Origin of the sequence: Agrobacterium sp. NPDC090273 (assembly GCF_044772305.1) — a bacterium.
Classification (GTDB): domain Bacteria; phylum Pseudomonadota; class Alphaproteobacteria; order Rhizobiales; family Rhizobiaceae; genus Agrobacterium.
Genome location: NZ_JBIVYN010000008.1, coordinates 134,819 through 161,274 on the forward strand (window position 1 = coordinate 134,819; position 26,456 = coordinate 161,274).

The 26,456-nt window shown below is 56.8% G+C and carries 23 protein-coding genes; 21 read left to right on the top strand and 2 right to left on the bottom strand.

The features are described from left to right. Nucleotides 1-4: 4 nt before the first annotated feature. From ACIQT8_RS20695 to ACIQT8_RS20740, 10 genes are all read left to right on the top strand, one after another. The gene (locus ACIQT8_RS20695; protein ID WP_262526628.1) at nucleotides 5-844 is read left to right on the top strand and encodes an ABC transporter substrate-binding protein; all 840 of its coding nucleotides are present in this window, start codon (nucleotides 5-7) and stop codon (nucleotides 842-844) included. A gap of 63 nt (nucleotides 845-907) precedes the next feature. After that, complete coding sequence (locus ACIQT8_RS20700) at nucleotides 908-2,416, top strand: amino acid ABC transporter permease/ATP-binding protein (RefSeq protein ID WP_400969079.1); 1,509 nt, start codon at nucleotides 908-910, stop codon at nucleotides 2,414-2,416. Between the two features lie 22 nt (nucleotides 2,417-2,438). Further along, complete coding sequence (locus ACIQT8_RS20705; RefSeq protein ID WP_400969082.1) at nucleotides 2,439-3,452, top strand: Gfo/Idh/MocA family protein; 1,014 nt, start codon at nucleotides 2,439-2,441, stop codon at nucleotides 3,450-3,452. A 44-nt stretch (nucleotides 3,453-3,496) separates the two neighbouring features. Next, nucleotides 3,497-4,630, top strand: a complete 1,134-nt coding sequence (locus tag ACIQT8_RS20710; protein WP_400969085.1) for an NAD(P)/FAD-dependent oxidoreductase — start codon at nucleotides 3,497-3,499, stop codon at nucleotides 4,628-4,630. Nucleotides 4,631-4,777: 147 nt separating this feature from the next. Continuing rightward, nucleotides 4,778-5,710: a transcriptional regulator gene (locus ACIQT8_RS20715; protein ID WP_138792793.1), complete on the top strand. Its 933-nt coding sequence runs from the start codon at nucleotides 4,778-4,780 to the stop codon at nucleotides 5,708-5,710. A 136-nt stretch (nucleotides 5,711-5,846) separates the two neighbouring features. Further along, a complete protein-coding gene (locus ACIQT8_RS20720; RefSeq protein ID WP_138792792.1) occupies nucleotides 5,847-7,358 on the top strand; it encodes an alpha-N-arabinofuranosidase in 1,512 nt (503 codons plus the stop codon). An 8-nt stretch (nucleotides 7,359-7,366) separates the two neighbouring features. Further along, on the top strand, nucleotides 7,367-8,437 hold the full coding sequence (locus tag ACIQT8_RS20725; protein WP_400969089.1) for an ABC transporter ATP-binding protein: 1,071 nt from the start codon (nucleotides 7,367-7,369) through the stop codon (nucleotides 8,435-8,437). Nucleotides 8,438-8,505: 68 nt separating this feature from the next. Further along, complete coding sequence (locus ACIQT8_RS20730) at nucleotides 8,506-9,774, top strand: extracellular solute-binding protein (protein WP_400969092.1); 1,269 nt, start codon at nucleotides 8,506-8,508, stop codon at nucleotides 9,772-9,774. Nucleotides 9,775-9,839: 65 nt separating this feature from the next. After that, on the top strand, nucleotides 9,840-10,718 hold the full coding sequence (locus ACIQT8_RS20735) for a carbohydrate ABC transporter permease (protein ID WP_262528489.1): 879 nt from the start codon (nucleotides 9,840-9,842) through the stop codon (nucleotides 10,716-10,718). Beyond that, nucleotides 10,715-11,545 (top strand): carbohydrate ABC transporter permease, encoded by an 831-nt coding sequence (locus ACIQT8_RS20740; protein WP_400969095.1) that lies wholly within the window; start codon nucleotides 10,715-10,717, stop codon nucleotides 11,543-11,545. The genes ACIQT8_RS20735 and ACIQT8_RS20740 overlap by 4 nt, the downstream gene beginning before the upstream one ends. A gap of 176 nt (nucleotides 11,546-11,721) precedes the next feature. Here the strand turns inward: ACIQT8_RS20740 and ACIQT8_RS20745 are convergent, their stop codons facing one another. After that, the gene (locus ACIQT8_RS20745) at nucleotides 11,722-11,874 is read right to left on the bottom strand and encodes a DUF1127 domain-containing protein (RefSeq protein WP_400969098.1); all 153 of its coding nucleotides are present in this window, start codon (nucleotides 11,872-11,874) and stop codon (nucleotides 11,722-11,724) included. Between the two features lie 289 nt (nucleotides 11,875-12,163). Between ACIQT8_RS20745 and ACIQT8_RS20750 the strand changes: the two genes are divergently transcribed. The 11 genes from ACIQT8_RS20750 (at nucleotide 12,164) to ACIQT8_RS20800 (ending at nucleotide 24,468) form a co-directional block, all read left to right on the top strand. Next, on the top strand, nucleotides 12,164-13,345 hold the full coding sequence (locus tag ACIQT8_RS20750; protein ID WP_400969101.1) for an ABC transporter substrate-binding protein: 1,182 nt from the start codon (nucleotides 12,164-12,166) through the stop codon (nucleotides 13,343-13,345). A gap of 21 nt (nucleotides 13,346-13,366) precedes the next feature. Then, the gene (locus ACIQT8_RS20755; RefSeq protein ID WP_138792786.1) at nucleotides 13,367-14,239 is read left to right on the top strand and encodes a branched-chain amino acid ABC transporter permease; all 873 of its coding nucleotides are present in this window, start codon (nucleotides 13,367-13,369) and stop codon (nucleotides 14,237-14,239) included. Nucleotides 14,240-14,281: 42 nt separating this feature from the next. Next, nucleotides 14,282-15,268, top strand: a complete 987-nt coding sequence (locus ACIQT8_RS20760; protein ID WP_262526614.1) for a branched-chain amino acid ABC transporter permease — start codon at nucleotides 14,282-14,284, stop codon at nucleotides 15,266-15,268. Further along, complete coding sequence (locus ACIQT8_RS20765) at nucleotides 15,265-16,038, top strand: ABC transporter ATP-binding protein (RefSeq protein ID WP_400969106.1); 774 nt, start codon at nucleotides 15,265-15,267, stop codon at nucleotides 16,036-16,038. Before ACIQT8_RS20760 ends, ACIQT8_RS20765 begins: the two co-directional genes overlap by 4 nt. After that, on the top strand, nucleotides 16,028-16,771 hold the full coding sequence (locus ACIQT8_RS20770) for an ABC transporter ATP-binding protein (protein WP_400969109.1): 744 nt from the start codon (nucleotides 16,028-16,030) through the stop codon (nucleotides 16,769-16,771). Before ACIQT8_RS20765 ends, ACIQT8_RS20770 begins: the two co-directional genes overlap by 11 nt. A gap of 41 nt (nucleotides 16,772-16,812) precedes the next feature. Continuing rightward, nucleotides 16,813-18,021: an aspartate transaminase gene (locus ACIQT8_RS20775; protein ID WP_400969112.1), complete on the top strand. Its 1,209-nt coding sequence runs from the start codon at nucleotides 16,813-16,815 to the stop codon at nucleotides 18,019-18,021. 75 nt (nucleotides 18,022-18,096) lie between these two features. Beyond that, nucleotides 18,097-19,035 (top strand): nitrogen assimilation transcriptional regulator NAC, encoded by a 939-nt coding sequence (gene nac / locus ACIQT8_RS20780; protein WP_138792781.1) that lies wholly within the window; start codon nucleotides 18,097-18,099, stop codon nucleotides 19,033-19,035. 150 nt (nucleotides 19,036-19,185) lie between these two features. Beyond that, nucleotides 19,186-21,249, top strand: coding sequence for a hydantoinase/oxoprolinase family protein (locus ACIQT8_RS20785; protein ID WP_400969115.1), 2,064 nt, complete (start codon nucleotides 19,186-19,188; stop codon nucleotides 21,247-21,249). 10 nt (nucleotides 21,250-21,259) lie between these two features. Continuing rightward, entirely contained in the window at nucleotides 21,260-22,936 is a 1,677-nt protein-coding gene (locus tag ACIQT8_RS20790) for a hydantoinase B/oxoprolinase family protein (protein ID WP_400969117.1), read from the top strand. Between the two features lie 9 nt (nucleotides 22,937-22,945). After that, nucleotides 22,946-23,758 (top strand): SDR family NAD(P)-dependent oxidoreductase, encoded by an 813-nt coding sequence (locus ACIQT8_RS20795; RefSeq protein WP_400969120.1) that lies wholly within the window; start codon nucleotides 22,946-22,948, stop codon nucleotides 23,756-23,758. Continuing rightward, nucleotides 23,758-24,468, top strand: coding sequence for an HpcH/HpaI aldolase/citrate lyase family protein (locus ACIQT8_RS20800; protein WP_138792777.1), 711 nt, complete (start codon nucleotides 23,758-23,760; stop codon nucleotides 24,466-24,468). Before ACIQT8_RS20795 ends, ACIQT8_RS20800 begins: the two co-directional genes overlap by 1 nt. A gap of 9 nt (nucleotides 24,469-24,477) precedes the next feature. On the opposite strand, the gene ACIQT8_RS20805 is transcribed toward ACIQT8_RS20800, so the two are convergent. Beyond that, the gene (locus ACIQT8_RS20805; RefSeq protein ID WP_400969124.1) at nucleotides 24,478-26,400 is read right to left on the bottom strand and encodes a GAF domain-containing protein; all 1,923 of its coding nucleotides are present in this window, start codon (nucleotides 26,398-26,400) and stop codon (nucleotides 24,478-24,480) included. Between the last annotated feature and the right edge of the window lie 56 nt (nucleotides 26,401-26,456).

Sequence of the window (26,456 nt, forward strand, 5' to 3'; positions counted from 1 at the left end):
ACCAATGACATTTTCACAAGCAATAACGTCACCTTTCACCAGAGTACGTGCAGCCATTCTGGGACTTGCCGTTGGTCTTTCGGCCTCGGTCAGTGCCATCCCGGCCTATGCTGCAGAAAATCCCTATGGCCTGATCGACGCAGGTACAATCAGCGTTGGCACGATGGGCGACGCCAAGCCTTATGCCTTCACCACCGCAGACGGCAGTTTTACCGGTTTTGATATCGAGCTCTTCCTCAATATCGCCGAGCGTCTCGGTTTCAAGAAAGATCAGGTCATCTTTACCGGCCAGGAGTTTGCCGCTCTCATGCCGTCAGTCGCAAACAGCCGCTTTGATGTTGCCGCTGCCGCAATCGGAACGACCGCCAAGCGCAAGGAGACTGTGGACTTTTCTGATGGTTACCTCGCCGGTTATCTCACTGTGCTGACACCGGAGGCAAGCATCAAGGATGCAGCCGGCCTCAAGGGTAAGCGCCTTGGTGTCGTGCAGGGGACCCTGCAGGAAATCTATGCCCAGAAGAACTTCGCAGATGCTGATCTCGTAAAATTCCCCGATAACAACACGGCCGTGTCGGCCCTCAACAATGGCACGATCGACGCCCACTTCCTCGATTACGAGGCAGCGAAGGATTACTCCGGCCGTTACCCGGCACTCAAGATTGCTGTCAATGTTCCAAGCTTCGATGCGCCTGCCGGCTTCGTCATTCGAAAGGGCAACGATGCGTTGCGCGACGCGCTGAACAAGGAACTGCATGCCGCAATGCAGGACGGCACCTGGAAGAAGCTGCACGAGAAGTGGTTCCCGGGTACGCCGATGCCAGAAGCTTATCTTCCCAAGCAGTGATGCCACCTCCCGGTCCGGCTCCCCGGGGTCGGACCGGCTTTTCTTCATGCAGGGGAATATCAGATGAACTGGCTCGAGAACTTACGTCGCAGCTTCCTTGACTGGAATGCTATGGCAGAAGTCCTGCCGACCATGATTACGGTTGGATTGAAGAATACGCTGATCCTGGCTGCCGCATCGACGGTGCTCGGTGTCGTGATCGGCATGATACTCGCTATCATGGGCATATCGCGCTCTGCGTGGCTGCGTATACCTGCCCGTATCTACACGGATATCTTTCGCGGGCTTCCAGCCATTGTTACCATTCTATTGATCGGTCAGGGATTTGCCCGCCTCGGGCGTGAATTGTTCGGTCCATCGCCTTACCCGCTTGGCATCCTTGCGCTCAGCCTGATTGCTGGCGCCTACATTGGCGAGATTTTCCGGTCTGGCATCCAGAGCGTCGAGCGCGGGCAGATGGAGGCTTGCCGGGCGCTCAGTATGAGCTACGGGCAGGGGATGCGGCTGATCGTGGTGCCGCAGGGTGTGCGCCGAGTGCTGCCGGCACTGGTCAACCAGTTTATCGGCAATGTGAAAGATTCCAGCCTTGTCTATTTTCTGGGGCTATTGGCGTCGGAACGGGAAATCTTCCGTGTTGGCCAGGACCAGGCTGTCGTAACCGGCAACCTGTCACCACTCTTGCTCGCGGGCATCTTTTATCTCGTCGTTACTGTTCCGCTGACACATGTCGTCAACGCGATCGACTTTCGTCTTCGGGTCGGTAAACAACGCCCAACAGCGATCACCAGCGGTCTTGAAGAGGTCAGTGAACTCGACAGCGCCTCCCGCTCCACCCAATCGTCGTTCACGGGCGGTAGTGTGGATGTTCGCCAGCTCGGTATGGCCTATGGTGACCTCGATGTCCTGAAAGGCGTCGATCTACAGGTCAAAGCCGGAAGTGTCACATGCATCATTGGACCGTCCGGTTCTGGAAAGTCGACGCTGCTGCGCTGCCTTAACCGGCTGGTCGAGCCGAAAAGCGGCGACATCCTCGTTGACGGGCAGAGCATTCTTGCGATGAAGCCGGAACGATTGCGCCGTCGCGTCGGTATGGTTTTCCAGCATTTCAATCTCTTCCCCGATCACACAGCGCTTGAAAACGTCATGTTGTCGCTCACGAAGATCAAGGGCATGTCCAAGGCAGAGGCCGAGCGTATCGCCAAGGCACGCCTTGCCGATGTCGGTCTGGCGAGCCGTCAGCACCATCGGCCAGGTGGTCTTTCTGGTGGTCAACAGCAACGCGTGGCAATTGCCCGTGCCTTGGCGATGGAGCCGGAAGTCATCCTGTTCGATGAGGTGACAAGTGCTCTCGATCCGGAACTGGTGAAGGGTGTCCTCAACCTCATGGCCGACCTTGGAAAACAGGGCATGACGATGATCGTCGTGACCCATGAAATGGGCTTCGCCCGGCGTGTGGCGGACCAGGTTGTGTTCATGGATGAGGGGCGTGTTGTCGAGGCAGGAACGCCCGAAGCAATTTTTGATCATCCGCAAAGCCCGCGCCTTCAGCGCTTCCTTGCGGAAGTGCTGTGAGATCGGCGCGCAGGAGAAGACAATGACAAAGACAAAGACAATTAGATGGGGTGTGCTTGGCTGTGCAGGGATTGCGGTCAAGGCCGTTATCCCGGCCATTCAATCCAGTCGTCTTGGCAGGGTCACAGCGATTGCGTCGCGTGATCTCACCAAGGCCGAGGAAACCGCGGCATCTTTCGGGATTGCCAAGCCCTATGGCAGCTACGAGGCATTGCTCGCCGATCCAGAGGTGGATGCCATTTATAATCCGCTTCCCAATCACCTTCACGTGCCCATGACCCTCAAGGCACTGGAGCATGGCAAACCAGTGCTGTGCGAAAAGCCGATTGCACTCAATGCAGAAGAAGCCGCGGTGTTGGCAAAAGCGCAGGCTAAGGCGCAGCTTCCTGTCGCTGAAGCGTTTATGGTGCGTCACCATCCGCAGTGGAAACGGGCGAAAGCTCTCATTGCGGAAGGGCGCATCGGAGAGTTCAGGGCGATCCAGACGATCTTTTCCTATTATCTCGATGATCCATCGAATGTCCGAAACCAGGCATCCATTGGTGGCGGTGGGCTATTCGACGTCGGTTGTTACGCCATCAATACAGCGCGTTTTCTGTTTGATGCCGAGCCGCTGCGCGCCATCGCCTTGATGGAACGTGATCCGGCCTTCGGCACAGATAGACTGACAAGCGGGCTGATGGAGTTTCCAGGAGCGCGCCAGCTTGTCTTCACCTGCGCGACGCAACTGGCGCTGACCCAGAAAGTAACGATCCTCGGAACCCGGGGCCGTATCGAGATAAAGGTGCCGTTCAACGCCCCGGCAGATGAGGTGACGGTGATCGCGATTGATGACGGGCGTGATCTCTCCGGCGGCGGATGCGAGGAGATCATTATCGATCCCGTCGACCAGTATCGCGAACAGGTCGATGCCTTCGCATCTGCCATTTTGACAGGAACGCCGCTTTCCGACGGCCTCGACGACGCCGTCGCCAACATGAAGGCGATAGACGCGCTGATGCGTTCGACGACGAGCGGACGCTGGGAAAGCCCCTGATCATTCTTACCGATCTTGACGAACAACCATCGAAAGACACGATAATGAGCGACACCATCATCACTTCAGCCATCATCATCGGCGCCGGCATCTTTGGCGTTTCCACCGGTTTGCAGCTCGCCCGTCGCGGCGTGAAAGTCACCATCGTCAATGATGGGCCACCGGCAAACGGTGCATCTGGCCGTTCACTCTCCTGGTTGAACTCCGCCAGAATGCGCTCCGAACCCTATCATCTCTTGCGGATGGCAGGGATCGATCGCTATCGCACGCTTGCTGCCCGTCATCAGGATGCGGACTGGTTGCGTTTCGAAGGCGGCCTCACCTGGGACGCAGAAGGCGAAGGCAACGGCATAGAACGCGCCTTCGCATATGAAACCTCGATCGGCTATGACGCCAGGCACCTGTCGTCCCAGGCTGTTGCAAACTCGACGCCAGGTGTTGATACGCGGGCGGTGACGGCGCCGGGGGCGATCTTTAATCCTGGCGAAGGCTGGGTCGATCTGCCGCGACTGATCGGTCATCTTCTGGAGGAATTTTCCGCTCTTGGCGGCGTGCTCATCACTGATCAGGGAAAGGCGAGCGTCATAGTCGAGGAAGGGCGTGCCGTTGGCGTGGTGACAACGTCGGACAGCCGGTTCAGCGCGGATGTGGTTGTTCTTGCGACAGGGCCTGACGTGCCAAAAATGGCGGCGGAATCAGGTCTGACAATCGGTGATGATACCCCGGTCGCCCTTCTGGTACAGACAAAGCCGCTCGATCACCCCCTTGCGGCGGTGTTGAACACGCCGCGTGTTGCCGTGCGGCCAGCGCCAGGCGGGACGTTTTCGATTGATGCGGATTGGGCTGCCGATGAAGGCGTGAAGGTCAAGGCAGATGGAAGTCACGAGATCGACCATTCGGTCGTCGAGGCCTTGCTCAAGGAAGCGTCCAAGGTGCTGGAAGGCAATCCGGAGCTCGAGGTGGCGTCCATCGGTGTTGGTGGCAAGCCTATCCCGGGCGACGGTGAGCCGGTCGTTGGGGCGCTGAAACGTATCCCTGGTTATTATGTTGCCTTCAGTCACAGCGGTGCGACGCTTGGCCTGATCATTGGTGAATTGCTGGCCTATGAAATCGCCACCGGTAAAGAACACCCGATGCTGGCCACCTTCCGGCCGGAACGTTTCGAGCAGCGCGGTTAAACGCCCGACGTTCTCCTACCCGGAGAGGCTGTCCTGCACGTCTCTCCGGCCTTCCCTGCCGACGCAGCGAAATTCTACGACAAAAGACATCTACATATTTATCGGGAAAACTGATATAGATCCCATATTCTGATGTTGGGAGCTATAATGAGTTCGAAATTCTTGGTGATTGATCCTCGCAAGGATCTGGGGGCATTGAAGGGGATTTTTGCTCTTCCACGCATTCAGCTTTTGCAGGAAATCGCAAATCATCCCGGCATCAACGTCAATGAACTTGCCGAAGTTTCCGAGCTTCCGCAATCATCCGTCTCATCCCACCTCAAGATCCTGGAAGAGGCCGGTCTTATTCGTACCGAATCGAGACGGGCAAAAAAGGGAAATCAGAAGGTCTGTTTTGCGGTCTATGACGAATTGATCGTGACTCTACAGCCTGCTCCCGAAGCAATCCGCGACAATGTCATCGAAGTTTCAATGCCGCTTGGGCTTTACACCAGCAACGCGGTGACCGCACCTTGCGGCATTTGTTCGACGGAAGGGATAATCGGCCTCCTCGACGTTCCGGAAACCTACATGGACCCGGAGCGCATGAAAACCAGCCTGTTGTGGTTCACCAGCGGATTTGTTGAATACCAGTTTCCCAATAATGCCAAGCTTCGCGGGGAGTTGATCGAATCCGTTGATGTCGTGATGGAGGTCAGTTCGGAGGTGCCCGGGACGCTTGCGAACTGGCCTTCCGACATCGTCTTGTCGATCAACGGTGTTGAAATCGGTGTATGGACCTCTCCGGGCGATTTCGGAGATCGGCGCGGCACATACACCCCGGCATGGTGGAAGCTCCAGGGGTCCCAATACGGCATGCTCAAGACCTGGTCCGTCGGACCTGGCGGCACTTTTGTCGATGGGCATAAGATTTCCGATATCAAGGCAAGCGATCTCGGGCTCAACGAGCACAGATCCGTGCGCTTACGTGTGGAAGTCAAGGCAGACAGCAAGCATCCAGGCGGCATCAACATTTTTGGTCGCGGCTTCGGCAACTACGATCAGGACATTCTCCTTCGGCTGAAAACTCTGAGCGAATAACGGGAGCGAGCCCTCTTTCAGGTCTCGCTTCGCAGTGCAGCACAATATCCCCATTGACAACGCGTCCGCCTCTGTCGAAGTATATCGAAAATTACGATGCATATCGTAATAATTGATTGTTATGGAGGAGACATTCATGAAGGCTCGTATAGCCGTCCATCGCGACTTCAAGATTAGCGACATCGATGAAAGGCTCTATTCCGCCTTCATCGAACACATGGGACGGGCGATCTACGGTGGTATCTATGAGCCTGGCCACCCGCAGGCTGACGCCCAGGGTTTCCGCAAGGATGTTCTGAAATTCGTGCAGGATCTGAAAATCCCCGCCATTCGTTATCCCGGTGGTAATTTCGTATCGGCCTACCGCTGGGAAGACGGTATCGGTCCGCGCGAGAACCGTCCTGTTCGTCTCGATCTTGCCTGGCGTTCGAAGGAGACCAACCAGATTGGCATCAACGAGTTTGCCGACTGGTCCAAAATGGCAGGCATCGAAATGATGCTTGCGGTCAATCTCGGTTCGCGCGGACTGGAAGACGCCCGCAATTTCCTTGAATATGTCAACTTCCCGGGCGGTACGACATGGAGTGATCTGCGTCACTCGCATGGCAAGCCGAATGGCCATGATGTCAAGATGTGGTGCCTTGGCAATGAGATGGATGGTCCCTGGCAGATCGGTCACAAGGTCGCAACCGAATATGGCCGGTTGGCCAATGAGACCGCAAAGGCCTTCAAGGGCTTCGACAAGGACATTGAGGCGATCGTCTGCGGCAGCTCCAACGACGGAATGGCGACCTATCCCGAGTGGGAACGCGAGGTTCTCGAGGAGTGCTACGAGAACGTCGACTACATCTCGCTGCACAAATATTTCGGAAACAAGAGCAAGGATACGCTGAACTACTTCGGCAAGATCGAGGAAACCGGCCGATACATCCAGACGATTGCCGGTGCGATCGACTACGTGAAGGCGAAGAAACGCGCCAAGAACGACGTCTATATCTGCTTTGACGAGTGGAACGTCTGGTATCACATTCGCGACGAGGACAGCCATCGCTGGCGCACCTGGGACTGGCCGGAAGCCCCGGCACTTCTCGAGGAAACCTACAATTTCGAAGATGCGCTGTTTGTTGCGGGTCTCCTCAATGAATTCATCCGTCGCTCGGACCGTGTTCGTATTGCCTGCATCGCGCAGCTTGTGAACGTCATTGCTCCAATCCGTGCTGAAAAGAATGGCCCCGCGTGGCGCCAGACGATTTACCATCCCTATCGCTTTGCTTCGATCTATGGCCGCGGTCAGGCTTTGAACGTTGCCGTTGATGCACCGACCTACGATTGCAGCGTTGCCGACGACGTCTCCTACCTCGATGTTTCCGCCGTCTACAACAGGGACGAGGGCATGTTGACGTTGTTCGTCGTCAACCGTCACCTGACGGAGAAGGCCGAGCTTGACGTCGGGTTGACCGGCTTTTCCGATCTCTCTCTTGCAGAGCACCATGCAATGGAAGGTTACGGTCTGAACGAAACCAACGGTCCTGACCGGCCGGATCATGTGGTTCCAAAGGCTGGTTCGGGTGTTGGTGTGGAAGACGGCAAGCTCAAGGGCGCAATCGCACCGCTTTCCTACCACGTCTTCCGTCTTAAGCTGAATTGAGGCCTGGTATGGGCATCACACTCAGCAATGTCAAAAAGAGCTTCGGCGCGGTGGATGTCATTCATGACGTGAGCATGGAAATACCCACCGGTGACTTCGCAGTCTTTGTCGGACCTTCCGGCTGTGGCAAATCCACGCTTTTGCGCATGATTGCAGGACTGGAAGACACAACGGCGGGCAAGATCACCATCGAGGGCAGGGATGTTACGGACGTGGAGCCAGCCAAGCGCGAGGTCGCGATGGTGTTCCAGTCCTACGCACTCTACCCGCACCTGACAGTCTTCGAAAACATGGCCTTTTCCCTGAGGTTGAAGAAGACGGCCAAGACGAAGGTGAATGAGATGGTGAACGAGGCAGCGCGCATCCTTCACCTCGAAGATCACCTCAAAAAACGGCCATCCGAACTTTCGGGTGGTCAGCGCCAGCGCGTCGCGATCGGGCGGGCGATCGTTCGCCAGCCGAAGGTGTTTCTGTTCGATGAACCGCTGTCCAATCTTGATGCTGAGCTGCGCGTGCAGATGCGGCTCGAATTGGCCAAGCTTCACAAGCAGATCGGCGCGACGATGATCTATGTCACGCACGACCAGGTGGAAGCGATGACCCTGGCGGACCGGATATTCGTCCTCAAAGGCGGGGTGGTCCAGCAGGCTGGCAAACCCTTGCAGCTTTACGACAATCCCGACAACCAGTTCGTCGGCGGTTTTATCGGCTCGCCCGCGATGAACTTCCTGTCCGGCAGGGTGCTCGGCCGTGCGAACGGCAGTTTGCGGATTGGTATAGATGGAACAGACAGGGAGCTTAAAGCTGAGATCGCCAACGATGTCGGTGATGGAACCCGGGTCAGGGTCGGGCTTAGGCCGGAACACCTTCATACGGTGGAAAACGGTATTCCTGTCACCGTCGACATGGAGGAGGACCTTGGTGGTGTCTCCTACCTGCATACGCGGCTTGCAGACGGACGGCCAATTGTCGTCGAGACGCGCGGGCGCCGCGATAGCCTCGACGGGCAGACAATCTCTCTTGGCGTGGCAGCCGGTGACATCCTTGTTTTCGCAGAGGACGGGCAACGGCTTCGCTGAGCGTCGCAGTGAATTGGTTCAACCGCCACCGACGGGAGAAGGGTGGCTTTCAGGAGGAGGAAATGGGCATGCGATACAGAAGTCTGCTTGCAGCGACGGCTATGGCGCTGATGGCGATACCGGCAATGGCCCAGGAAAATGTCACATGGTGGGATTTCCTGAGTGGTGGTGACGGTGTGCGGATGAAAGCGCTGATCACGCGCTTTAACGAAGAACATCCAGACATCAAGATCACCGGCACGACACTGGAGTGGGGCATTCCCTTTTACACCAAGGTTCGCACATCCGTGGCTGTCGGGCAGGGGCCCGATGTGATGACCTATCATCTTTCCCGCCTCCCGCTTGGTCTGCAAGAGGGCGTGCTTGATGAGATCACCGACGAAGATCTGAAAAATGCAGGCGTCACGAAGGAAAGTTTCTTCCCGGCGTCTGTCAAGGCGGCTAGCTCCGACGATGGCAAACTGCACGCCATGCCTTTCGATATTCACTCCATCGTCCTCTATTACAACAAGTCTTATCTGGAAGGTTCGAAGTTCCTCGACGCCAATGGCAAGTTGACCGGCATCAATAATCTCAAGGATTTCGAGGAAGCTCTGGCGCTCGCCAAGGAGAAGGGTGCCGCCGCGCCGGTGTCATATGCGACCGGCGACGATGGCGGCACTTTCCGTGTGTTCTATACGCTGCTGCGCCAACAGGGAGGTGAGTTGATTACCGGCAAGGAGGTCCTTGCAGGCGATAATCTGGAAAAGGCCGCCAAGGCGATTGAAGTCATGACGACCTGGGCCGACAAAGGCTGGCAGCCCGAGCAGGCGGAGTACGAAGCGTCCGTTGCTCTCTTTACATCTGGCAAGTCTGCTTTTTCGCTGAACGGGGTGTGGGAAGTGCCCACCATGATCGACCTCGCGAAAAAAGGATCGCTCGGATACGAGTGGGGCGCTGTTCAGGTGCCGAACCTGATGGGAACACAAACCACATGGGCGGATTCCCATGCCTTTGCGATCCCGGCAAACAACAAGATGACGCCAGAAAAACGCAAGGCCGTCATGACGGTGATCGGCTGGATGGAAAAGAACTCGCTCTCATGGGCCGAGGCCGGCCATATTCCGGCCTACAAGGAAGTCGCGGAGGGCGAAGCATTCAAGAAGATGGAGCCGAATGCGACCTATTCGGCGCTCGCCAATACGGCCTCCTATGATCCTCGCTCACCGATCGCAGGTGTGGCATCGCCCGCCTATGACGCGGCCATCAACATCATCTCGCCAGCCATTCACGGTTATGCCGAGCCGATGGCTGCAGCAGAACAGATCAAGCAGGATCTGCAGGACAAGCTGAAGTAAGCCGATGCGAAGGCCGCGCGTTTAAGCGCGGCCTGTCTTTTTTCTGGGAGGTTGGTGACGTGGCAATGCTCACAAACCGGCGCAAGGAAGTTGCCGTGGCTGCGACCCTCGTGGCGCCGTTCGTCGTGACTTTCGCGCTGGTGTTTCTCTACCCGACGATAAGGCTCGTTGAACTGAGCCTGACAAACTCACCCCTGATTGGTCCGGGGGAATGGGTGGGGCTCGATAATTTCAAGCGGCTTTTATCTGATAAGCTGTTTCTGACGTCTTTGAAGAACAACGGATATTTCGTGCTTTTGACGGTTGTGCCGACGACGGCGCTTGCGCTCGGCATCGCCTTGCTGATCACGCGCCTTCGGGGCTCGTTGCAGGCACTGGCACTGGCGATATTCTTTCTGCCATACATCCTGCCCGTCTCGGTCGTAACGCAGATCTGGATGTGGATGCTCGACTTCCAGTTCGGTGTCCTCCAGCCGGTCATCGCATTTTTCAACGGCAAACCCGTCCCGGTCTTCAAGAACCCCTATTGGGTAATGCCGACTGTTGCGGCCGTGACAATCTGGTGGACCAACGGCTTTAATGTGCTGCTGTTCATTGCCGGGCTCAGAAACATTTCCAAGGATTATTATGAGGCCGCCGCACTCGACGGTGCGACACGGATACAGAAATTTACCAGGGTGACCTGGCCGCTATTATGGCCGGTCACGGGCCTCGTTCTGACACTGCAACTGATCCTGCAGCTGAAGATATTCGACCAGGTTTACCTGCTCAGCAGCGGTGGGCCATTCAATTCATCCTATGTCCTGCTGCTGATGGTCTATCGTGAAGCCTTCCAGCTCAATCACGGCGGATACGCCTCTGCGATCGCGCTTGTGCTGTTTGTCGTGATCGCCGTGTTTTCAGTGTTGCAGTTCCAGCTTCTGCGTGCCGGAGGGCGTCGATGAAATCCATAAGGTTCTTTGAAAACTGGGTGCTGACGCTCGGCACGTTCCTGGCCGCGGCGATCTGGATATTCCCGCTCTACTGGGCTTTCATCACGTCTGTCCGTTCGGAAGAGCGGGTTGTCTCGGATGCCGCCGGTGTCATGCCGGACGAATTCAATCTCGGGGCCTATGTCGATATTCTCTGGAATACCAACATCGTCAACTGGTACATCAATTCGATCGGTACGGCCGTAATCATCACCGCCACGGTGATTGTCTCAGGAATGATGTGCGCCTACGCAATTTCCCAGCTTCGTTTTCCGGGCCGGCGCATTCTTTATGGTGTCGTGCTTGCAAGCTTTATGGTTCCGTCACAGGCGCTTGTGGTGACGCAGTTCATCCTCATCAATGATCTTGGGCTGATCAACACCTGGGCCGGTATCATCCTGCCGCAGCTGATCGTACCTGTCGTCATCATCGTCTACAAACAGTTCTTCGATGCTGTGCCGAAGGAGATGCGCGAGGCGGTGGTGCTGGATGGTGGCGGCGACTACACGCTGCTCTTCAAGGTCTATCTGCCGCTGAACTGGGGTATCACGACGGCGCTCGCGATCATCACCTTCATCATGGCGTGGAACCAGTTCTTCTGGCCTTTCCTTGCCGTGACAAGCGAAAGCAAAATGACCATTCCTGTCGGGATTACCCAGGTGAATGATGCCTTCGGCGTCTTTTACGCACGGCTGATGTCGGTCGCGCTTCTGGGCGCTATGCCGGTCGCGATCGCTTATCTGATCTTTCAGAAGAAGGTTACCGAGGCTGTTATGATTTCCTCGGGCGTCAAAGGATAAGAGACAATAATCTCTTGAAGCCATTGGCGCAGCCTGTTTCATAGTAAGGCTGCGTCAGGCTCTTAATGGTGAGCGTTCCAGAAGGGCGCTTGCCATTTTTCGTTTCGAAGATTTCTCTAAGAACCGTAGTGTGTGAGCGTGCCGTCATGTCTTGTGCGGCAACGTTCATCTGGCCTTTAGCGGCGGCCTTCGACGGCTGCGCGAAGGTTGTGGCGGGAAACGCCGAGGTCGCTCAGTGCGCGGTCGTCAAGTTCCGACAGTTCGCGGATAGCGCGACGATTTTCCAGGTAGGTCTTCAGTTTTCTGCCGATACGCATCATCTTGTCCATGTGTTTGTGTGATGCGCATTATTTAGTCTTATCGATGCTGAAAATGAATGCATTTGCTTTCACGGCAGGCATGCTTTTGACGCAGGTCGGCCTATGGACACTCCCGATACGACAATTCGCTATAACGAAACGCTATGGCGGCAGAAAGGAGTTGTGTTGGCCAAGCAAGCCTGCATGAACCTACTGTGACATAAGCCGGGATGAAGACTGGCTAAGAAGAACCGCAAAAGCGGCATTTCGCGCACGGCATGGAGCCGGACGACGTCATCCGAACACACGGAGTGGGAACATGACATACAAGTTTACTCGCAGGATGCTCTGCATCTCGACCGCGATCCTATCTGTCGCCGGTGCTTTTACAGCTCCGGTTCAGGCTGCAGACACCATCAAGCTTGGAATTGTTGCGCCGATGAGCGGCCCGAACGCCCGCTATGGCGCGTTTTCCATGCATGGTGCCGAATTTGCTGTGAAAGACATCAATGCTGCCGGCGGCGTCAATGGCATGCAGATCGAACTGTTCAATGCCGATAGCCAGGGGACGCCTGTAGAAGGCGTTTCGGCGATCCGTCGCCTGATCGATCAGGACGGCGTTGATTTTGTCATCGGCGACGTATCGAGCTCTGTTACCCTTGCGATGCAACCGGTCGCGGAAGATGCGGAAGTCCTCCTCCTGAACGCTGCTTCTTCCAACCCGAAGATCACCTATCAGGCGGGTGTCGGTGGCTTCAAATGGACCTATCGCAACTACCCGACAGATGAGAACCGAGCCCTCGTCATCACCAAATATGCTGCAGAACAGCGTGGTTTCACCAAGTTCGCTGTCCTGTCTGTTGATAGCGACTACGGTCGCTCCGCGATCACCTTTACCAAGAAATATCTGCCCGACTACAAGGGCGAGATCCTGAGCGAAGATTATTACAAGGAAGGCGAAGTCGACTTCCGCAGTGTCCTCGCAAAGATCCGCGACAATGGCGCGCAGGCCATCATCATGTACGGCCTTGCAGACACCACGCCAATCATTGCCCGCCAGATGCTTGAGCTTGGGATGGCCGGTAAGGTCACACTGATCGGCAATGGCGAATTCAATACGGAAAAGACAATCAAGGCCGCGCCGAAGGCCATGGAAGGTGCCGTCGAGGCGGCTGCATGGCTTCCGCAATATGACTCCGCCGCCAGCAAGGCCTTTGTCGAAAAGTTCACAACGACCTATAGCGAAGCCCCGAACAACCACGCTTACGTGCATTGGGACACCGTCAATTTGCTGTCCCAGGCGATCAAGCAGGCCGGAAGCGCCGACAAGGTTGCAGTTCGCGACGCGCTTTCCAAGATCAAATACGAAAGCCCTGTCGGCGAGGTGACCTTTGACGACCACAACCAGGCTCGCTTGCCGATGATCCTCCTGCAGATCGAAAATGGCGTACCGAGTATCAAAGGCGCATACTCGGCGGACATCCAGTATCCTGCCAACTAAGTCGCTGGGAGGAATGAAACTATGCTCTCGACCATTCTCGAGCAGGTCGTAAACGGGATTGTCACCGGTTCCGTCTATGCGATCGTTGCCGTTGGCATGACCATGATCTTTGGCGTGCTGAGGGCCATCAACTTCGCCCATGGCGAATATTACATGCTCGGCACGTTCGGAGCTTGGTTTGCGATCGACTATCTTGGTCTGTCCTACGAAGCGTCGATCGTCGTTGGGGTCCTTGCGACGATCGTCGTTGCCTATGTCGTTGGCCAGTTGGTCATGCGGCGCATGGTCGGCGCACCTCCGGAATCGGGGGTGCTTGCCACCCTCGGCATCGCGCTGATCCTGCAGAACACGGTCATCTTCGTGTTCGGTGGCGGCTACAAGTTCTTCTCCGGCGGCTACATCGAGCCAATCTCGATCCTCGGTTTCAGCCTCGCCCAGCAACGCATTCTCATTCTCATCGTCTGTATCATGGTCTTCATCGGCCTCGAACTCATGGTGACCTATAGCCGTCTCGGAATGGCGATGCGGGCCGTGTCGCAGAACGTTGAATGTTGCGGGGTTGTCGGTATCGATGTGCCGCAGGTCGTCTTGCGCACCTTCATTCTCGGTGCCGCACTGGCAGCACTTTCCGGTGTGCTGACCGCACCTGTCAATGTCAGTGTCTACGGTGGCATGGGCGAACTCATCACCTTCAAGACGCTTCCGATCATCATCATGGGCGGTCTTGGAAACGTTCGCGGCACGTTGTTTGCCGCCATGATCCTCGGCATCGCCGAAAGTCTTGTCGCGACCTATATCGGCCTGCAATTCAGAGACACCGTTGGTTTTGCAACGCTGATCCTGATGCTGATGTGGCGTCCGCACGGTCTTTTCTCGACGCAGGCGCGCTTCTGATAGCCGCGCCCGCCGCATGTACTCGAACTTTGAGGACTAGACATGTCACTCACAGACACAGCAGGCAAGCTGCGCCGGCGCGATCTTCGTATCCCGCTTGCCCTTCTCCTGGTCGTTCTGGCCCTCGTGTTTCCCTTCATCGGAACACGATACGTCACGCACGCTCTTATTATCGCGTTGATCTTCATGCTTCCCGCGCATGGTCTTAACCTGCTGGTTGGCTATACGGGTCTTCTTTCGCTTGCTCAGGCGGCATTCTTCGGCATCGGGGCCTACACGGCAGGCTTGCTCGCTGTCCATTTCGAAACACCGTTCTACGTCAATCTGATTGCCGCAGGTGTCGTCTCCGGTGCCCTTGCTCTCCCGCTTGGCATCCCGGCTTTGCGCCTCCGCTCGACCTCTTTCGTCATGTGTACGCTTGGATTTGTCATCATCGGTCAGGCAATTTCGAAGAACTGGGTATCGCTCACGCGTGGCGACATGGGTCTGTCCGGTATTCCGAAGCCCTACTTTGAGCTCGGCCCATGGTCGTTCACCGTCAGCGGCACGACGAACTTCTATTACCTCGCTTTGGCAATCGGAGTTCTGGCAACGCTTGCTGCTTGGGCCCTTGTCCGCTCTCCGGCGGGGCGCAACATGGTAGCGATCCGTGAAAACGAAACGCTTGCCGAGTCTCTCGGAGTGCCGACCTGGCGCTACAAACTGATCGTCTTCATGATCAGTGCTGTATTTGCCGGTGTCGGCGGTTGCCTCTATGCCTATTACCTTACGGTCGTCAGCCCGCTGACCTTCCAGATGTACTACTCCACAACCATGCTGATCATCGTGCTCGGTGGAGGTGCCGGAATGATCTCAGGTACGGTGTTCGGCAGCCTCTTGTTCGTCGGATTGACCGAGGCTCTTCGCATTACCCCTGAGTTGCGCATGATTGCCTATGGCGGTTGCCTTCTGGTTCTCGTGTTCTGGTTCAAGAATGGCTGTGCGCCGCTTATCAACCGCTTCTGGAACATGATCGGAGGTGCAAAATGACCAGTCACCTGCCGATCCTCGAAATCCGCAATCTCTCCAAATCCTATGGCGCCATCCGCGCGGTCAACGATGTCTCTATCCATATCAACCGGGGTGAGATTGCCGGTCTGATCGGACCGAACGGCTCGGGAAAATCGACATTCTTCGACTGCAGCTCGGGCCTTGCCCGGCCTGATTCCGGTACGGTCATTCTCGATGGCCAGGATATCACCGGTTGGTCGCTCAACCGGATTGCCCGCGAGGGGCGCATGTTGCGCTCCTTCCAGAAGACTGTGACATTCAAGTCGCTCGATGTGGAAGAAAATCTGATCATCGCCGGCCAGATGTTTACGTTTCCCACTCTTGCTTCGACCTTCGGGCTTGGCAAGCTGTCGAAAAGCCGTATCGACGGACTGCGGGAACGTGCACGAGAACTAATCAGGATGGCAGGCCTTTGGGACGTCCGTCACCAGCCGGCCGGCAATCTGTCGGGCGGTCAGCAGAAGCTCATCCAGTTTGCGTCGATGTTGATGCCTGAGCCGAAACTCATCCTGCTGGACGAGCCGATGGCAGGCATCAATCCGAAGATTATCGAGCGCGTCGTCGACACGATCCTCTATGCCAACAAGTCGCTGGGCGTCAGCTTCCTTGTCATCGAACACAATATCGATGTGGTGACGAGCATTTGTCAGCGGGTGATTGTCCTCGATCAGGGCACGAAGCTTGTAGAGGGGGCACCACACGACATCATTCAGGACCAGCGTGTCAGGGAGGCCTATCTTGGTGGCTAACTCCAATCTCCTCATCCGTGACTTGCGTGCAGGCTACGGCAACCTCGATATTCTGAACGGGGTCGATCTCGATATTCCGGCAGGCCAGTTCGTTGCCTTGATGGGCCCGAATGGCGCCGGGAAATCGACGCTTCTCAAAACCCTCTATGGAATGACGACCGTCAAGGGGGGCGGCATTGACTGGCGCGGCAAGGATATCGCAGGTGCAAAGTCTCGTGCCATCCTGGGGGAGGGTATCTCCTTCGTTCCCCAGGGACGTTGTAATTTCCCGGTGATGACCGTCGATGAAAACCTGCAGATGGCGGCCTATACGATCCGTGATGCCAAGGTGAAGGCGGATCGTGACTACGTCTATGATCTTTTCCCGATCCTGAAGACCCGTCGCTCCACGCTTGCCGGCAACATGTCGGGTGGCGAGCAGCAGCTTCTGGAAGTGGCGATGGCCGTTCTACAGCGGCCGAAGGTCCTGCTCGTCGATGAGCCATCGGTGGGCCTGTCACCGGCAGCAATCGGGATCGTTTTTGACGAATTGCTGCGGCTGCATGCGGATGGCATGACGATCCTTTTGGTCGAGCAGAACACGAAGAAGGCGATGGAAGTCGCTGAACGCGCTGTCATTCTGCGCCTCGGCAAGGTGATTTGGGATGGCCTTCCCAAAGACATCACCCACGATGAACTCGGCGAATTGTTCCTGACCGGAAAAATGCGCGGTGAAACCGAAGCTGTCCACTGACGCTTCGTAAATCTCTGACCAACAAGACTGAGGAAGTCCCAATGAGCACATTCGTGCCTGCATCACGCGTGTCCAGGATCAAAGTATCGCCTAGTACGGCGGCTGCAGCACGCGCGCGGGAATTGAAGGCCGCTGGCCGAGATATCGTTGATCTCACGGTTGGAGAGCCGGACTTCGACACCCCGGAAAACGTCAAGGCCGCAGCGCACGCCGCGATCGATCGTGGTGAGACGAAATATACCGCGGTCAACGGAACGCCGGCGCTGCGCAAGGCAATCATCGGTGATTTTGCGCGCCGTCTTGGCGTGACCTACGCCGACAACGAGATTTGTGTTGGTGGAGGTGCCAAGCAGATCCTGTTTCTAGCCCTGATGGCGAGTGTCGAAAACGATGCTGAAGTCATCATCCCGGCGCCCTACTGGGTGTCTTATCCTGACATGGTCATCGCCAATGAAGGTAAGCCTGTCATCGTCGAGTGCCCGCAGGACAAGGGTTTCAAGCTGACGCCGGAAGCGCTCGAAATGGCAATTACGCCGAAAACGCTCTGGCTCATCCTCAACGCACCCTCCAATCCGACGGGGGCTGCCTATACCAGACGTGAACTTGAGGCGCTCGGTGCCGTGTTGTTGCGCCACCCCCACGTCTTTGTGCTTTGCGACGACATCTACGATCAGGTCTGGTTCAAGGATGAGCCGATGACCACACTTGTGGCGGCCGTGCCTGCGCTCAAGGACCGAGTGCTTCTGGCGAACGGTGTCTCCAAATCCTACGCCATGACGGGCTGGCGTATCGGCTACGCAGCAGGACCGGCGGCACTCGTTGCTGCCATCAACAAACTTCAGTCACAAATGTCATCTTGCCCCTCATCCATCAGTCAGGCGGCAGCCGCTCATGCCTTGTCCGACGACCAGCGGTTTATTGCTGACAGCATCGATGTCTACAAGGAAAGGCGCGATTATGCCTGCGCCAAGCTCAACGCTACTCCAGGACTTTCCTGCGCCGTGCCAGATGGAGCATTCTATCTCTATCCAAACTGCAGCGGCGTCATCGGGAAAAAGACACCGGATGGCAAGGTGATCGAGAACGATCTCGATTTCGTCCTCTACCTTCTCGATGGCGTGGGCGTTGCCGCACTGCAAGGGGCAGCCTATGGGCTCTCTCCGCATTTCCGCCTGTCATTTGCAACCTCCATGGAGGTTATTCAGGAGGCTTGCAGCCGTATCGAGCGGGCTGTGACGCAACTCCAGTAGTTGCTGCTACGCCGGCAGGAGGCCTTGCAATTTGCGTCCTGCTGGCCTTAGGTTCCGGCCAAAGGCTTGGGAACCATGAGCGTCGATTTCAAAAAACTGAAAAGCTTCGTCAAGATCGTCGATACCGGTAGCGTATCGAGAGCGGCAAGTCTGTTGCGTATTGCCCAACCGGCTCTGTCGCAACAGATCGCCTCTCTTGAAGCCCATTTTCGCCACCAGCTTCTGATCCGTAGCAATGTCGGTATTACGCCGACAGAAGCAGGCATGATCCTTTATCGTCACGCACAGATCATGCTGCGTCAGATCGACCAGGCACAGACCGACATCGAACAATCGGCCAAATCGGTTGCAGGGCGCGTATCGATCGGGCTTGCCACCTATTCGTCGTCGAGTGCTCTGTCCCTGCCGATCCTCAAGGAAATCCGTGCGAAGTACCCGCAGATCATCGTCCACATCAACGACAGTTTCGGTCATATCCTGAGCGAGCTCGTGATGACCGGCAAGATGGACATGGCGCTGATCTATACGTCCAACCCGATCAAGGGCGTGACGCTGCAGCCTCTGTTCCGCGAAGAAATGTTCCTGGTGTCTCCAGCCGACATGGAGCTTCCAGGTGAGGCCGGACAGCCGCTTCCGCTCTCTGCGCTCAATGGCCACCCCTTGTTGCTGCCCAGCAAGAACCACTTTCTGCGCCGGTTGATTGACGATGCCCTGAACCGGGCCCGCTCGGTCCCAGACGTGTTGTCGGAAATCGAATCCATTCCGGCACTTGGTGCTGCGGTGCTCGATGGCCTCGGCTCGACGATCCTGCCGGCCTCTGTGGTCTCGGAAACTTCCAGCTTTGCAGGTGCGCAGGTTCGGCCTCTGACAACGCCGGTGATCGACGCGACTGTTTCACTCTGCGTCTCGGATCATCTGCCGCTTTCAGAACCCGCTCTGGCAGCGCGCTCCATCCTTGTCGAAATCGTCGGCAAACTGCTTGGCAGCCATCATCCGGGCATACGCTCAATCTGACTTCGTCATAAGCAAACCATATGGCGGCAGACCGTAGTTGTGTTGGCCAATGCAGCCAGCCGTCGCCTAACCTCATGACAGACAAAGGGTCGCAACAGATCGGCCCCTTCACAGCGGGATAGCCGCTGGTCACGTCGCACTGAGGGAAACATGGCAAAACTTGCTTTCGACACCGGCGGTACCTTTACCGATTTCGCGCTCCTGGACGACAAGGGCGATCTTCACCTGCACAAGGTCTTGAGCACCCCGAAAAATCCGGCCGAAGCCGTTGTACAGGGTGTTTCCGAACTGCTGGAAAAATTTGCGGACACCATTTCGATCGAAAACCTCCAGGTGCTTGGTGCAACCACCGTTGTCACCAACGCAGTCCTTGAGCGGAAGGGTGTGGAAACCGGTTTCGTCACCACGGATGGCTTTCAGGACATGCTGCGCATCCGTAACGAAGGCCGTTACGACCTCTACGACCTCAACATCAAATACCCCGATCCCCTGGTGTCGCGTGCCAACAGCTATGGTGCGAGAGAGCGTATTGCCGCCGACGGATCGGTCATGACCGAACTCAAGGAAGAGACAGTTCGCGATATCGCCGGACGATTGAAGGAAAAAGGTATCCGCTCAGTGGCCGTGTGCCTCTTGCACGCCTACAAGTACCCACAGCACGAACAGCGCGTTGCCGCGTTGCTTCGCGAAGAATATCCCGACGTCTTCGTTTCGCTGTCTTCTGAAGTGTGCCCGGAAATGCGGGAGTTCGACCGTGCGTCGACCACTGTGGTAAACGCCTATACCCGCCCGCAAATGGCGGGTCACGTGGCGCATCTGCAGCGCGAATTCTCGGCCAAGGGCATTGATCGCCAGGTCCTGTGGATGACCTCGTCGGGTGGTCTCGTGCCTAGCCGTCGCGCCGCTGAATTGCCGGTGCGCCTGATTGAATCAGGTCCTGCGGCCGGCGCGGTCGCTGCTGCGGAATTTGGACGGACCGCCGGTGAAAACAGTGTTCTTTCGTTCGATATGGGTGGAACAACCGCCAAGCTTTGCCTGATCCCGAATGGTGAGCCGAATGTCGGGACGGACTTGGAGGTCGCCCATTACCAGCGTTTCCGCAAAGGCTCCGGCTTCCCTCTGAAAATTCAGTCAATCCAGATGATTGAGATCGGTGCTGGCGGCGGTTCCATTGCCGCCAAGAACCCGCTTGGTCTGCTGGACGTCGGTCCACATTCTGCCGGTGCCATGCCAGGACCTGCGGCTTACCAGCGAGGCGGCACCCAGCCGACCGTGACCGACGCGGATATCCTTCTCGGCTACATGGGAACGGGCTCCTTCGTTGGCGGTTCATTCAAGGTCTCCAAGGATGCCGCACGCGATGCCATGGCCAAACTCGCGACATCGCTCGACGTTTCTGTCGAACGATGCGCCTGGGGTATCCACGATCTCGTCAATGAATCGATGAGCAAGGCTGCGGCCATGCATGCGACCGACCTTGGCGTCGATCCGCGGTCCCTGCCTATGGTTGCCTTCGGTGGAGCAGGTCCGGTTCACGCCTACGGCATCGCTCGCAAGCTCGGCATCAATCGCATCATCTGCCCGACAGGCGCAGGCGTCAGCTCGGCAATCGGTCTGCTGATTGCGCCGGTTGCAGTCGATCTCTCCGCAAGTCATCCGATGGGACTTGAGAGCTGGGATATCGATGCCATGAACCGCCTGCTCGACGACCTCGCCGCACAGGGTGCGGAGGTTGTGTCTGCTGCAGGCGTGCCGAAGGACACAATCACCAACCGTTATACCGTTGACATGCGCCATGTCGGTCAAGGCCACGAAATCACGGTTGTCCTGCCGGATCGCTCCTTGCCGAAGGAGACGTTCCTTCAGGAACTGCGTGATGCCTTTTTCAAGCTTTACCGCGAGCTCTTCGGCCGTACGGTTGCGGCGCCCCTTGAAGTCATCACTTGGCGCCTGCGCGCCAGTGGCGACAAGGATCAGGTCACGCGCCCGCATGAAACCGAGGTCGCCGATGCCCGTAAAGGAAGCCGGCAGGTGTTTTTCCAGGAAGCCGGTGGCTACGTGGAGACGTCGGTCTACGATCATTACAAGCTTCCCGTCGGCGAGGCTGTGAAGGGCCCCGCAATCGTCGAACAGCGCGAATCGACCGCAGTGGTCGGCCCAAGTGGCGTCTTCCATGTGGACGCCCATGGCAATCTCGTCATCAACATTCTCTGAGGGCTCTACGATGTCGAAACCCGCTACCGATTTCAACGACCCGATCAATCTGCAGGTCATGTGGAATCGCCTGATTTTCATCGCTGATCAGGCCGATAACGTTCTCGGAAAAACCGCCTTTTCGCCGATCGTTCGGGAAAACCACGACTATGTGACGGTGCTTCTGGATGCCAAGGGCCAAGCGCTCGCGCAGTGCACCTGGTCCATACCGGTATTCATCACCTCTCTTCCGGCTGCGGCCCAGAAGTATTTTCTGCCGAAATTCCCGGCGGAAAAGCTGGTGGAGGGCGATGTCCTGGCGACCAACGACCCGGAAATCGGCACGGGTCACTTGCCAGACGTCACAATGATCACCCCGATCTTCAAGAACGGCAAGGTTGTTGCCTATGCCGGCTCCATCGCCCACCTGCCTGATATTGGTGGTGCGCCGCTGCATTCGGAAGCAAGCGACATCTTCGCAGAAGGTATCCGCTTCCCAATCGTCAAATTGTTGAACGCGGGCGTGCCGAACGAAGACGTCTTCGACATCATCGAAGCATCGGTCCGACTTCCAACCGAAGTTCGCGGCGATCTGGAATCGATGATTGCTGCCAACAATGTCATGGGGCGAGAGCTCGTCAAATTCCTCGATGAATACGGCTTGGACGATGTTGAAGGGCTGGCTGAGGCGATCCATTCTCGTTCGGAAGCGCAGACCCGTAATGCGATCCGTGAATGGCCAAATGGTACCTATAGCGCCGAGGTTCTGCTTGATGGCTACGATGTCGACGTCACCCTGAAGGCGTCTGTCATCGTCAAGGATGACTCGGTCCATGTGGATTATACCGGGACATCGGATCAGGTTCTGCATTCGATCAATTGCCGCACCAACTATCGCTATGCGCATTCTGTCTATGCGCTGAAGTGCCTCCTTGATCCTGAGACCCCCAATAATGAAGGCTGCATCATTCCGATTACCGATGAAGCGCCACTCGGCTCGATCCTCAATCCGCAACAATGGACGGCAGGCAATTCGCGCAACCTGATCGGTCACGTCATTCCCTCATTGATCTTCAAGGCGCTAGAGGGCGTTGTCCCTGAAAAGGTGATGGGGGATAGCGGTGGAGCTCCGATCTGGGCCGCAAACTGCGTCGGCCAGAGGAACGACGGTTCTCAATATGGTTCGGTGCAGAATTTCCACGGCGGGCAGGGTGCACGCGCGGAATTCGACGGGCTCGACACGTTGAGCTTCCCGTCAAACTGCAAGGTTACTGCGATCGAAATGTTCGAAGTTGCTGTTCCGGCGCTCACCGAATGCAAGGAACTGATCGCCGATTCCGGCGGTGCGGGCAAATATCGCGGTGGCCTCGGCCAGCGGGTCATCCTGCGCAATCTCGGCAAGAACCCAATGAATATCTACCTTGCCTCCGAACGTGTTCGCCATCCCTGCTTCGGTGTCGTCGAAGGTCAGAGTGGATCGGCCGGCAAGGTTCTCAAGGAAGGCAAACCGCATTTCCCCAAGGGCAAGGTTGTCCTGAAAACCGGTGAAAAGCTGGAAGTCGAAACGCCCGGCGGCGGCGGCTGGGGCCGTGCGTCCGAGCGCGCTCAAGAGCTCATAACGCACGATCTGTCGGAAAATCTGGTTACGGCGAAGGCAGCCAAGGATATCTATGGCTATACCGGATCACCGGCAGTTGCAGCGGAATAGGGGAGAGACATGGGACGTCTTGAAGGAAAGATCGCATTGGTCACGGGCGCGGGTTCGGGCATTGGCCGCGAGACCGCACTGCTTCTGGCCAAGGACGGCGCGACCGTCGTCCTGACGGGTCGTCGTCTGGAGCCGCTTCGTGATGTTGCAAGCCTGATCGAAAAGGCAAAAGGGCGGGCATTTGCCCGCGCTCTGAATATCGAAGAGCGCGATGACATCATCGAAACGGTGAAGTGGATCAAGGACGGTATTGGTCCTGTTGACATCCTCGTCAACAATGCCGGGAGCGCCAGCAAGGTACTGAATGCCCGTTTTCTCAGCGAGGAAGAGTGGAACTCTACCCTCAATGTCAACCTGACAGCCGTGTTCAACCTGACCCAGGCGGTTCTTCCAGATATGATCGCCAGAGGTGATGGCACCGTTATCACCGTGTCGTCACTCGCCGCGGTTAATCCCAATCTCTTAGGGGGAGCCGCTTACGGGGCGGCCAAGGCAGGCGTGAAGAACTTCATGACGTTCCTGCACAACACCTATCGCAATCAGGGCATTCGCGCGACCACCATTTTGCCTGGCGAAACCAACACGCCCATCATGGATAATCGTGCCCGCCCGCCACTTGAGGAGGAGCGTGCGGTGATGATGGATCCGATTGACGTCGCACGTGCCATAGCGCTCTGCGCAAGCCTCAACAAGAGCGCCGTTATCCCGGAGCTCCATATCTGCCCGACCTACATGCGCGATACGTCCGCTGACATCGAGATTGCACGCTGGGTGGGAGCGCCTGCTGATACTCCGGATCTGCCGGAACATAGGAGGAAGTGATGAACGGAACGAAGCTACGCGCTCGGCTTTTGGCTGGCGAGGCTGTCACCATGTACAACACGCATCATGTTTCATCAGGTCTCGCCGGGCGCCTGATCGAGCTTGGCGGTGACTGCGTCTTCGTCGATTGCGAACATGGCACCTGGAGTTTTGAAGATGTCCGGGAAACCGGTCAGATCGTTCGCTCCGTCGGCGGCGCTGCAATCGTGCGCCCCCATTCTCACGAACGGCCGGTGATCATTCGTTATCTGAACGCGGGTGCCGACGGCATCATGGTGCCGATGATTGACAATGCCGATCAGGCACGGGCGGTCGTAGATGCGGTGCGTTACGCGCTGCCGGCCGATTACGAAAAACGCCTTGTTGTTGCAATGATCGAGACGGCTGATGCCATCGACCGGCTGGAAGATATGCTGAAAGTCGAAGGCATCGATGTGTTCTTCATCGGGCCTGGTGACCTCTCGCAGGATATGGGCTATCCGCCTGCGCCGCCGTTCGGCGAACCGCGCCCGGCCGTAGTGATGGAGAAGGTGGCCGTTGCCGTGGAGAAAATACGTGCAGCAGGCAAAATTGCCGGCACATTGGTGACGGCTGACGAACTGCCCTATTGGCTCGAGAAGGGGGTGCAGTATTTTTACATTCACACAGACCCGTTCCTGCGCCGCGGTATTGCGAGTGTGAAACAGACGCTTGTCGCGCACCACGCGTGAGTGCCCTCTCTAGCCGTCCGGCTTGCCAGTCGTATAGGTACGGTAGAGTTGGCTTGCGACGCAGAGCAACGTGTAATCGGCCGCATCGTCAAGATCGCGGCCGGTCAGCTTTTCCACCTTTGCGAGACGCTGATAGAGGGTGTTCGGGTGGATACTCAGTGCGTCAGCCGTTTTCGCAGGTGATTTTCCTGCGAGCATATAGTGTGTGAACGTCTCGAAGAGAACGAGATGTTTCGGGTTCTGAAGCAGCGGTTGAAGGACCTGCGTCGCGAAATCAAGCACCTCGTCGCGACCCTGTCCGCCTAAAAGCAGGTCGAGCCCCATCTGCGCATGTTGAAGCAGGCCGGCCTTCCCACGGCGCTGGAGCGCATCTGCAGCCTGTTTTGCATTGGCTCGCGCCCGCTGATGGCTTGCCGCCTCTTCGTAGTGGTTGCTTGCTCCGACGTGGATATCCAGTCGCGATATGGCCTCTGCCATAACCTGACGATTGCGCTCGAGTGCTGCAGAGGTCGGAGCGGAAACAAGGACAACGATCTCATCGTCTTCGTGGAAGATCAGGGCGTTGGAGAGTGTCATCACCTTCTGCAGATCAAGAATTGTCTTCTGGCGGGTAAGGCTGGCATTCGCAGTTGCTTCACCCCCAGGCGTCAATGCGACGAAGATCTGGTTGAACCTGTCCGGTCGGAAGCCATAATTGGCGCGGCGGTCTCTGGTGTCTCCCGCTGAGGAAAGCGTGTCGAAATAGGCTTTTTTCCGGACATTCATGGCATCGATCCGGGACATGTCGCGAACAAAGTCGAGGGCGACAAAGGCGGCAAGTGTTCCAAAGAGTGCGCGCCGGAAGGCGGTGTCGACGGAGCCATCATAACGGAAGTGCCCGACGCTGACTTCTGCAACCTCTACGGCTTGTCGCACGACATCACCGTCTTCATTCCAGCCGGATGAACGATGATCCTGGCCGAGCACGTTCTCGAATATAAATTCGGCGTGGTAAAGTCTGGATACGGCCTCAAGCTGCTCGCTCTGGTTGCTGCCGATCGAGAAGATGCGCAACAGGCTCTCATGTAGATCGACTGCGCGATCTAGCTCTCTATTCTTGGCGGCAAGATCGCTGCGCATCTGCTCGAGCCGGCGGGATGCGGCAAGGGTGTTCTGATAGGTCAGTGATCGCTGGTATGCGACGGCCACCTGGCTCGCCAGAAGTTCGAGAATGGTCTGATCGAACAACGAGAAGGCCCCGTCAGGCGAAAAGGACAGCGTGGTCAATGTTCCAAGACGCCGTCCCTCTGCCATCACGGGCACACAGAGCAGGGCATTGGCAATATTGGACCGCTCCATAAAGGATTGGCTTTCGGGCCGCATGACCCTGTGAGCATCAATGATGTTCTGCCGTCCGTTATGGATGGCAGGCTGACCGGTCGAAAACACCTCGCCTGATACGGATTCGTTCGGTTGAAGCCGATAATGCGCATAATCTTCCGGCAGTCCGTCATAGGAGACGGGGATCAGAAGGCCAGTCTTCTCGTCAAAAAGTCTGAACACGCCAGCGTCCGAATGCGGTAGGACGTTCATGACTTCGCGCAAAACGTTATGGACGATCTCGTTGTCATCGAGAGAGTTGATGACGGCCGCGTTGACGGATCCAAGTTTCGTAATGGTACGGGACTGTAGTGCGATGATCGAGGCCTCGACCGATCGCAACACCAGATCAGCCACGCTCTGCCGATCATCGCCCCGAATGCGGAATTCGCTGTGGTGAGCCGTGAAATGCGAATGATCGACGATAAGCTGCAGGCTGTCATCATCGCTTACGATCGTGTGGCCAATCTCGCCTGTCGATCCCGTTGGTGCGATCTGCCGGTCCTCCCAACTGACAATGCCAGACTGGGCCAACTCGCGAAACGCAGGATTCGAAACGAAATCAATCTTCATGTTAGAAACTATGTGGCAACGCATATAAAAATTCAATCAAAGATGTGGCAATCACC

Excerpts from the sequence above, each read along its gene's own strand:
- ACIQT8_RS20695 (WP_262526628.1), top strand. The coding sequence starts at position 5 with ATGACATTTTCACAAGCAATAACGTCACCTTTCACCAGAGTACGTGCA.
- ACIQT8_RS20700 (WP_400969079.1), top strand. The coding sequence starts at position 908 with ATGAACTGGCTCGAGAACTTACGTCGCAGCTTCCTTGACTGGAATGCT.
- ACIQT8_RS20705 (WP_400969082.1), top strand. The coding sequence starts at position 2,439 with ATGACAAAGACAAAGACAATTAGATGGGGTGTGCTTGGCTGTGCAGGG.
- ACIQT8_RS20710 (WP_400969085.1), top strand. The coding sequence starts at position 3,497 with ATGAGCGACACCATCATCACTTCAGCCATCATCATCGGCGCCGGCATC.
- ACIQT8_RS20715 (WP_138792793.1), top strand. The coding sequence starts at position 4,778 with ATGAGTTCGAAATTCTTGGTGATTGATCCTCGCAAGGATCTGGGGGCA.
- ACIQT8_RS20720 (WP_138792792.1), top strand. The coding sequence starts at position 5,847 with ATGAAGGCTCGTATAGCCGTCCATCGCGACTTCAAGATTAGCGACATC.
- ACIQT8_RS20725 (WP_400969089.1), top strand. The coding sequence starts at position 7,367 with ATGGGCATCACACTCAGCAATGTCAAAAAGAGCTTCGGCGCGGTGGAT.
- ACIQT8_RS20730 (WP_400969092.1), top strand. The coding sequence starts at position 8,506 with ATGCGATACAGAAGTCTGCTTGCAGCGACGGCTATGGCGCTGATGGCG.
- ACIQT8_RS20735 (WP_262528489.1), top strand. The coding sequence starts at position 9,840 with ATGCTCACAAACCGGCGCAAGGAAGTTGCCGTGGCTGCGACCCTCGTG.
- ACIQT8_RS20740 (WP_400969095.1), top strand. The coding sequence starts at position 10,715 with ATGAAATCCATAAGGTTCTTTGAAAACTGGGTGCTGACGCTCGGCACG.
- ACIQT8_RS20745 (WP_400969098.1), bottom strand. The coding sequence starts at position 11,874 with ATGGACAAGATGATGCGTATCGGCAGAAAACTGAAGACCTACCTGGAA.
- ACIQT8_RS20750 (WP_400969101.1), top strand. The coding sequence starts at position 12,164 with ATGACATACAAGTTTACTCGCAGGATGCTCTGCATCTCGACCGCGATC.
- ACIQT8_RS20755 (WP_138792786.1), top strand. The coding sequence starts at position 13,367 with ATGCTCTCGACCATTCTCGAGCAGGTCGTAAACGGGATTGTCACCGGT.
- ACIQT8_RS20760 (WP_262526614.1), top strand. The coding sequence starts at position 14,282 with ATGTCACTCACAGACACAGCAGGCAAGCTGCGCCGGCGCGATCTTCGT.
- ACIQT8_RS20765 (WP_400969106.1), top strand. The coding sequence starts at position 15,265 with ATGACCAGTCACCTGCCGATCCTCGAAATCCGCAATCTCTCCAAATCC.
- ACIQT8_RS20775 (WP_400969112.1), top strand. The coding sequence starts at position 16,813 with ATGAGCACATTCGTGCCTGCATCACGCGTGTCCAGGATCAAAGTATCG.
- nac (WP_138792781.1), top strand. The coding sequence starts at position 18,097 with ATGAGCGTCGATTTCAAAAAACTGAAAAGCTTCGTCAAGATCGTCGAT.
- ACIQT8_RS20785 (WP_400969115.1), top strand. The coding sequence starts at position 19,186 with ATGGCAAAACTTGCTTTCGACACCGGCGGTACCTTTACCGATTTCGCG.
- ACIQT8_RS20790 (WP_400969117.1), top strand. The coding sequence starts at position 21,260 with ATGTCGAAACCCGCTACCGATTTCAACGACCCGATCAATCTGCAGGTC.
- ACIQT8_RS20795 (WP_400969120.1), top strand. The coding sequence starts at position 22,946 with ATGGGACGTCTTGAAGGAAAGATCGCATTGGTCACGGGCGCGGGTTCG.
- ACIQT8_RS20800 (WP_138792777.1), top strand. The coding sequence starts at position 23,758 with ATGAACGGAACGAAGCTACGCGCTCGGCTTTTGGCTGGCGAGGCTGTC.
- ACIQT8_RS20805 (WP_400969124.1), bottom strand. The coding sequence starts at position 26,400 with ATGAAGATTGATTTCGTTTCGAATCCTGCGTTTCGCGAGTTGGCCCAG.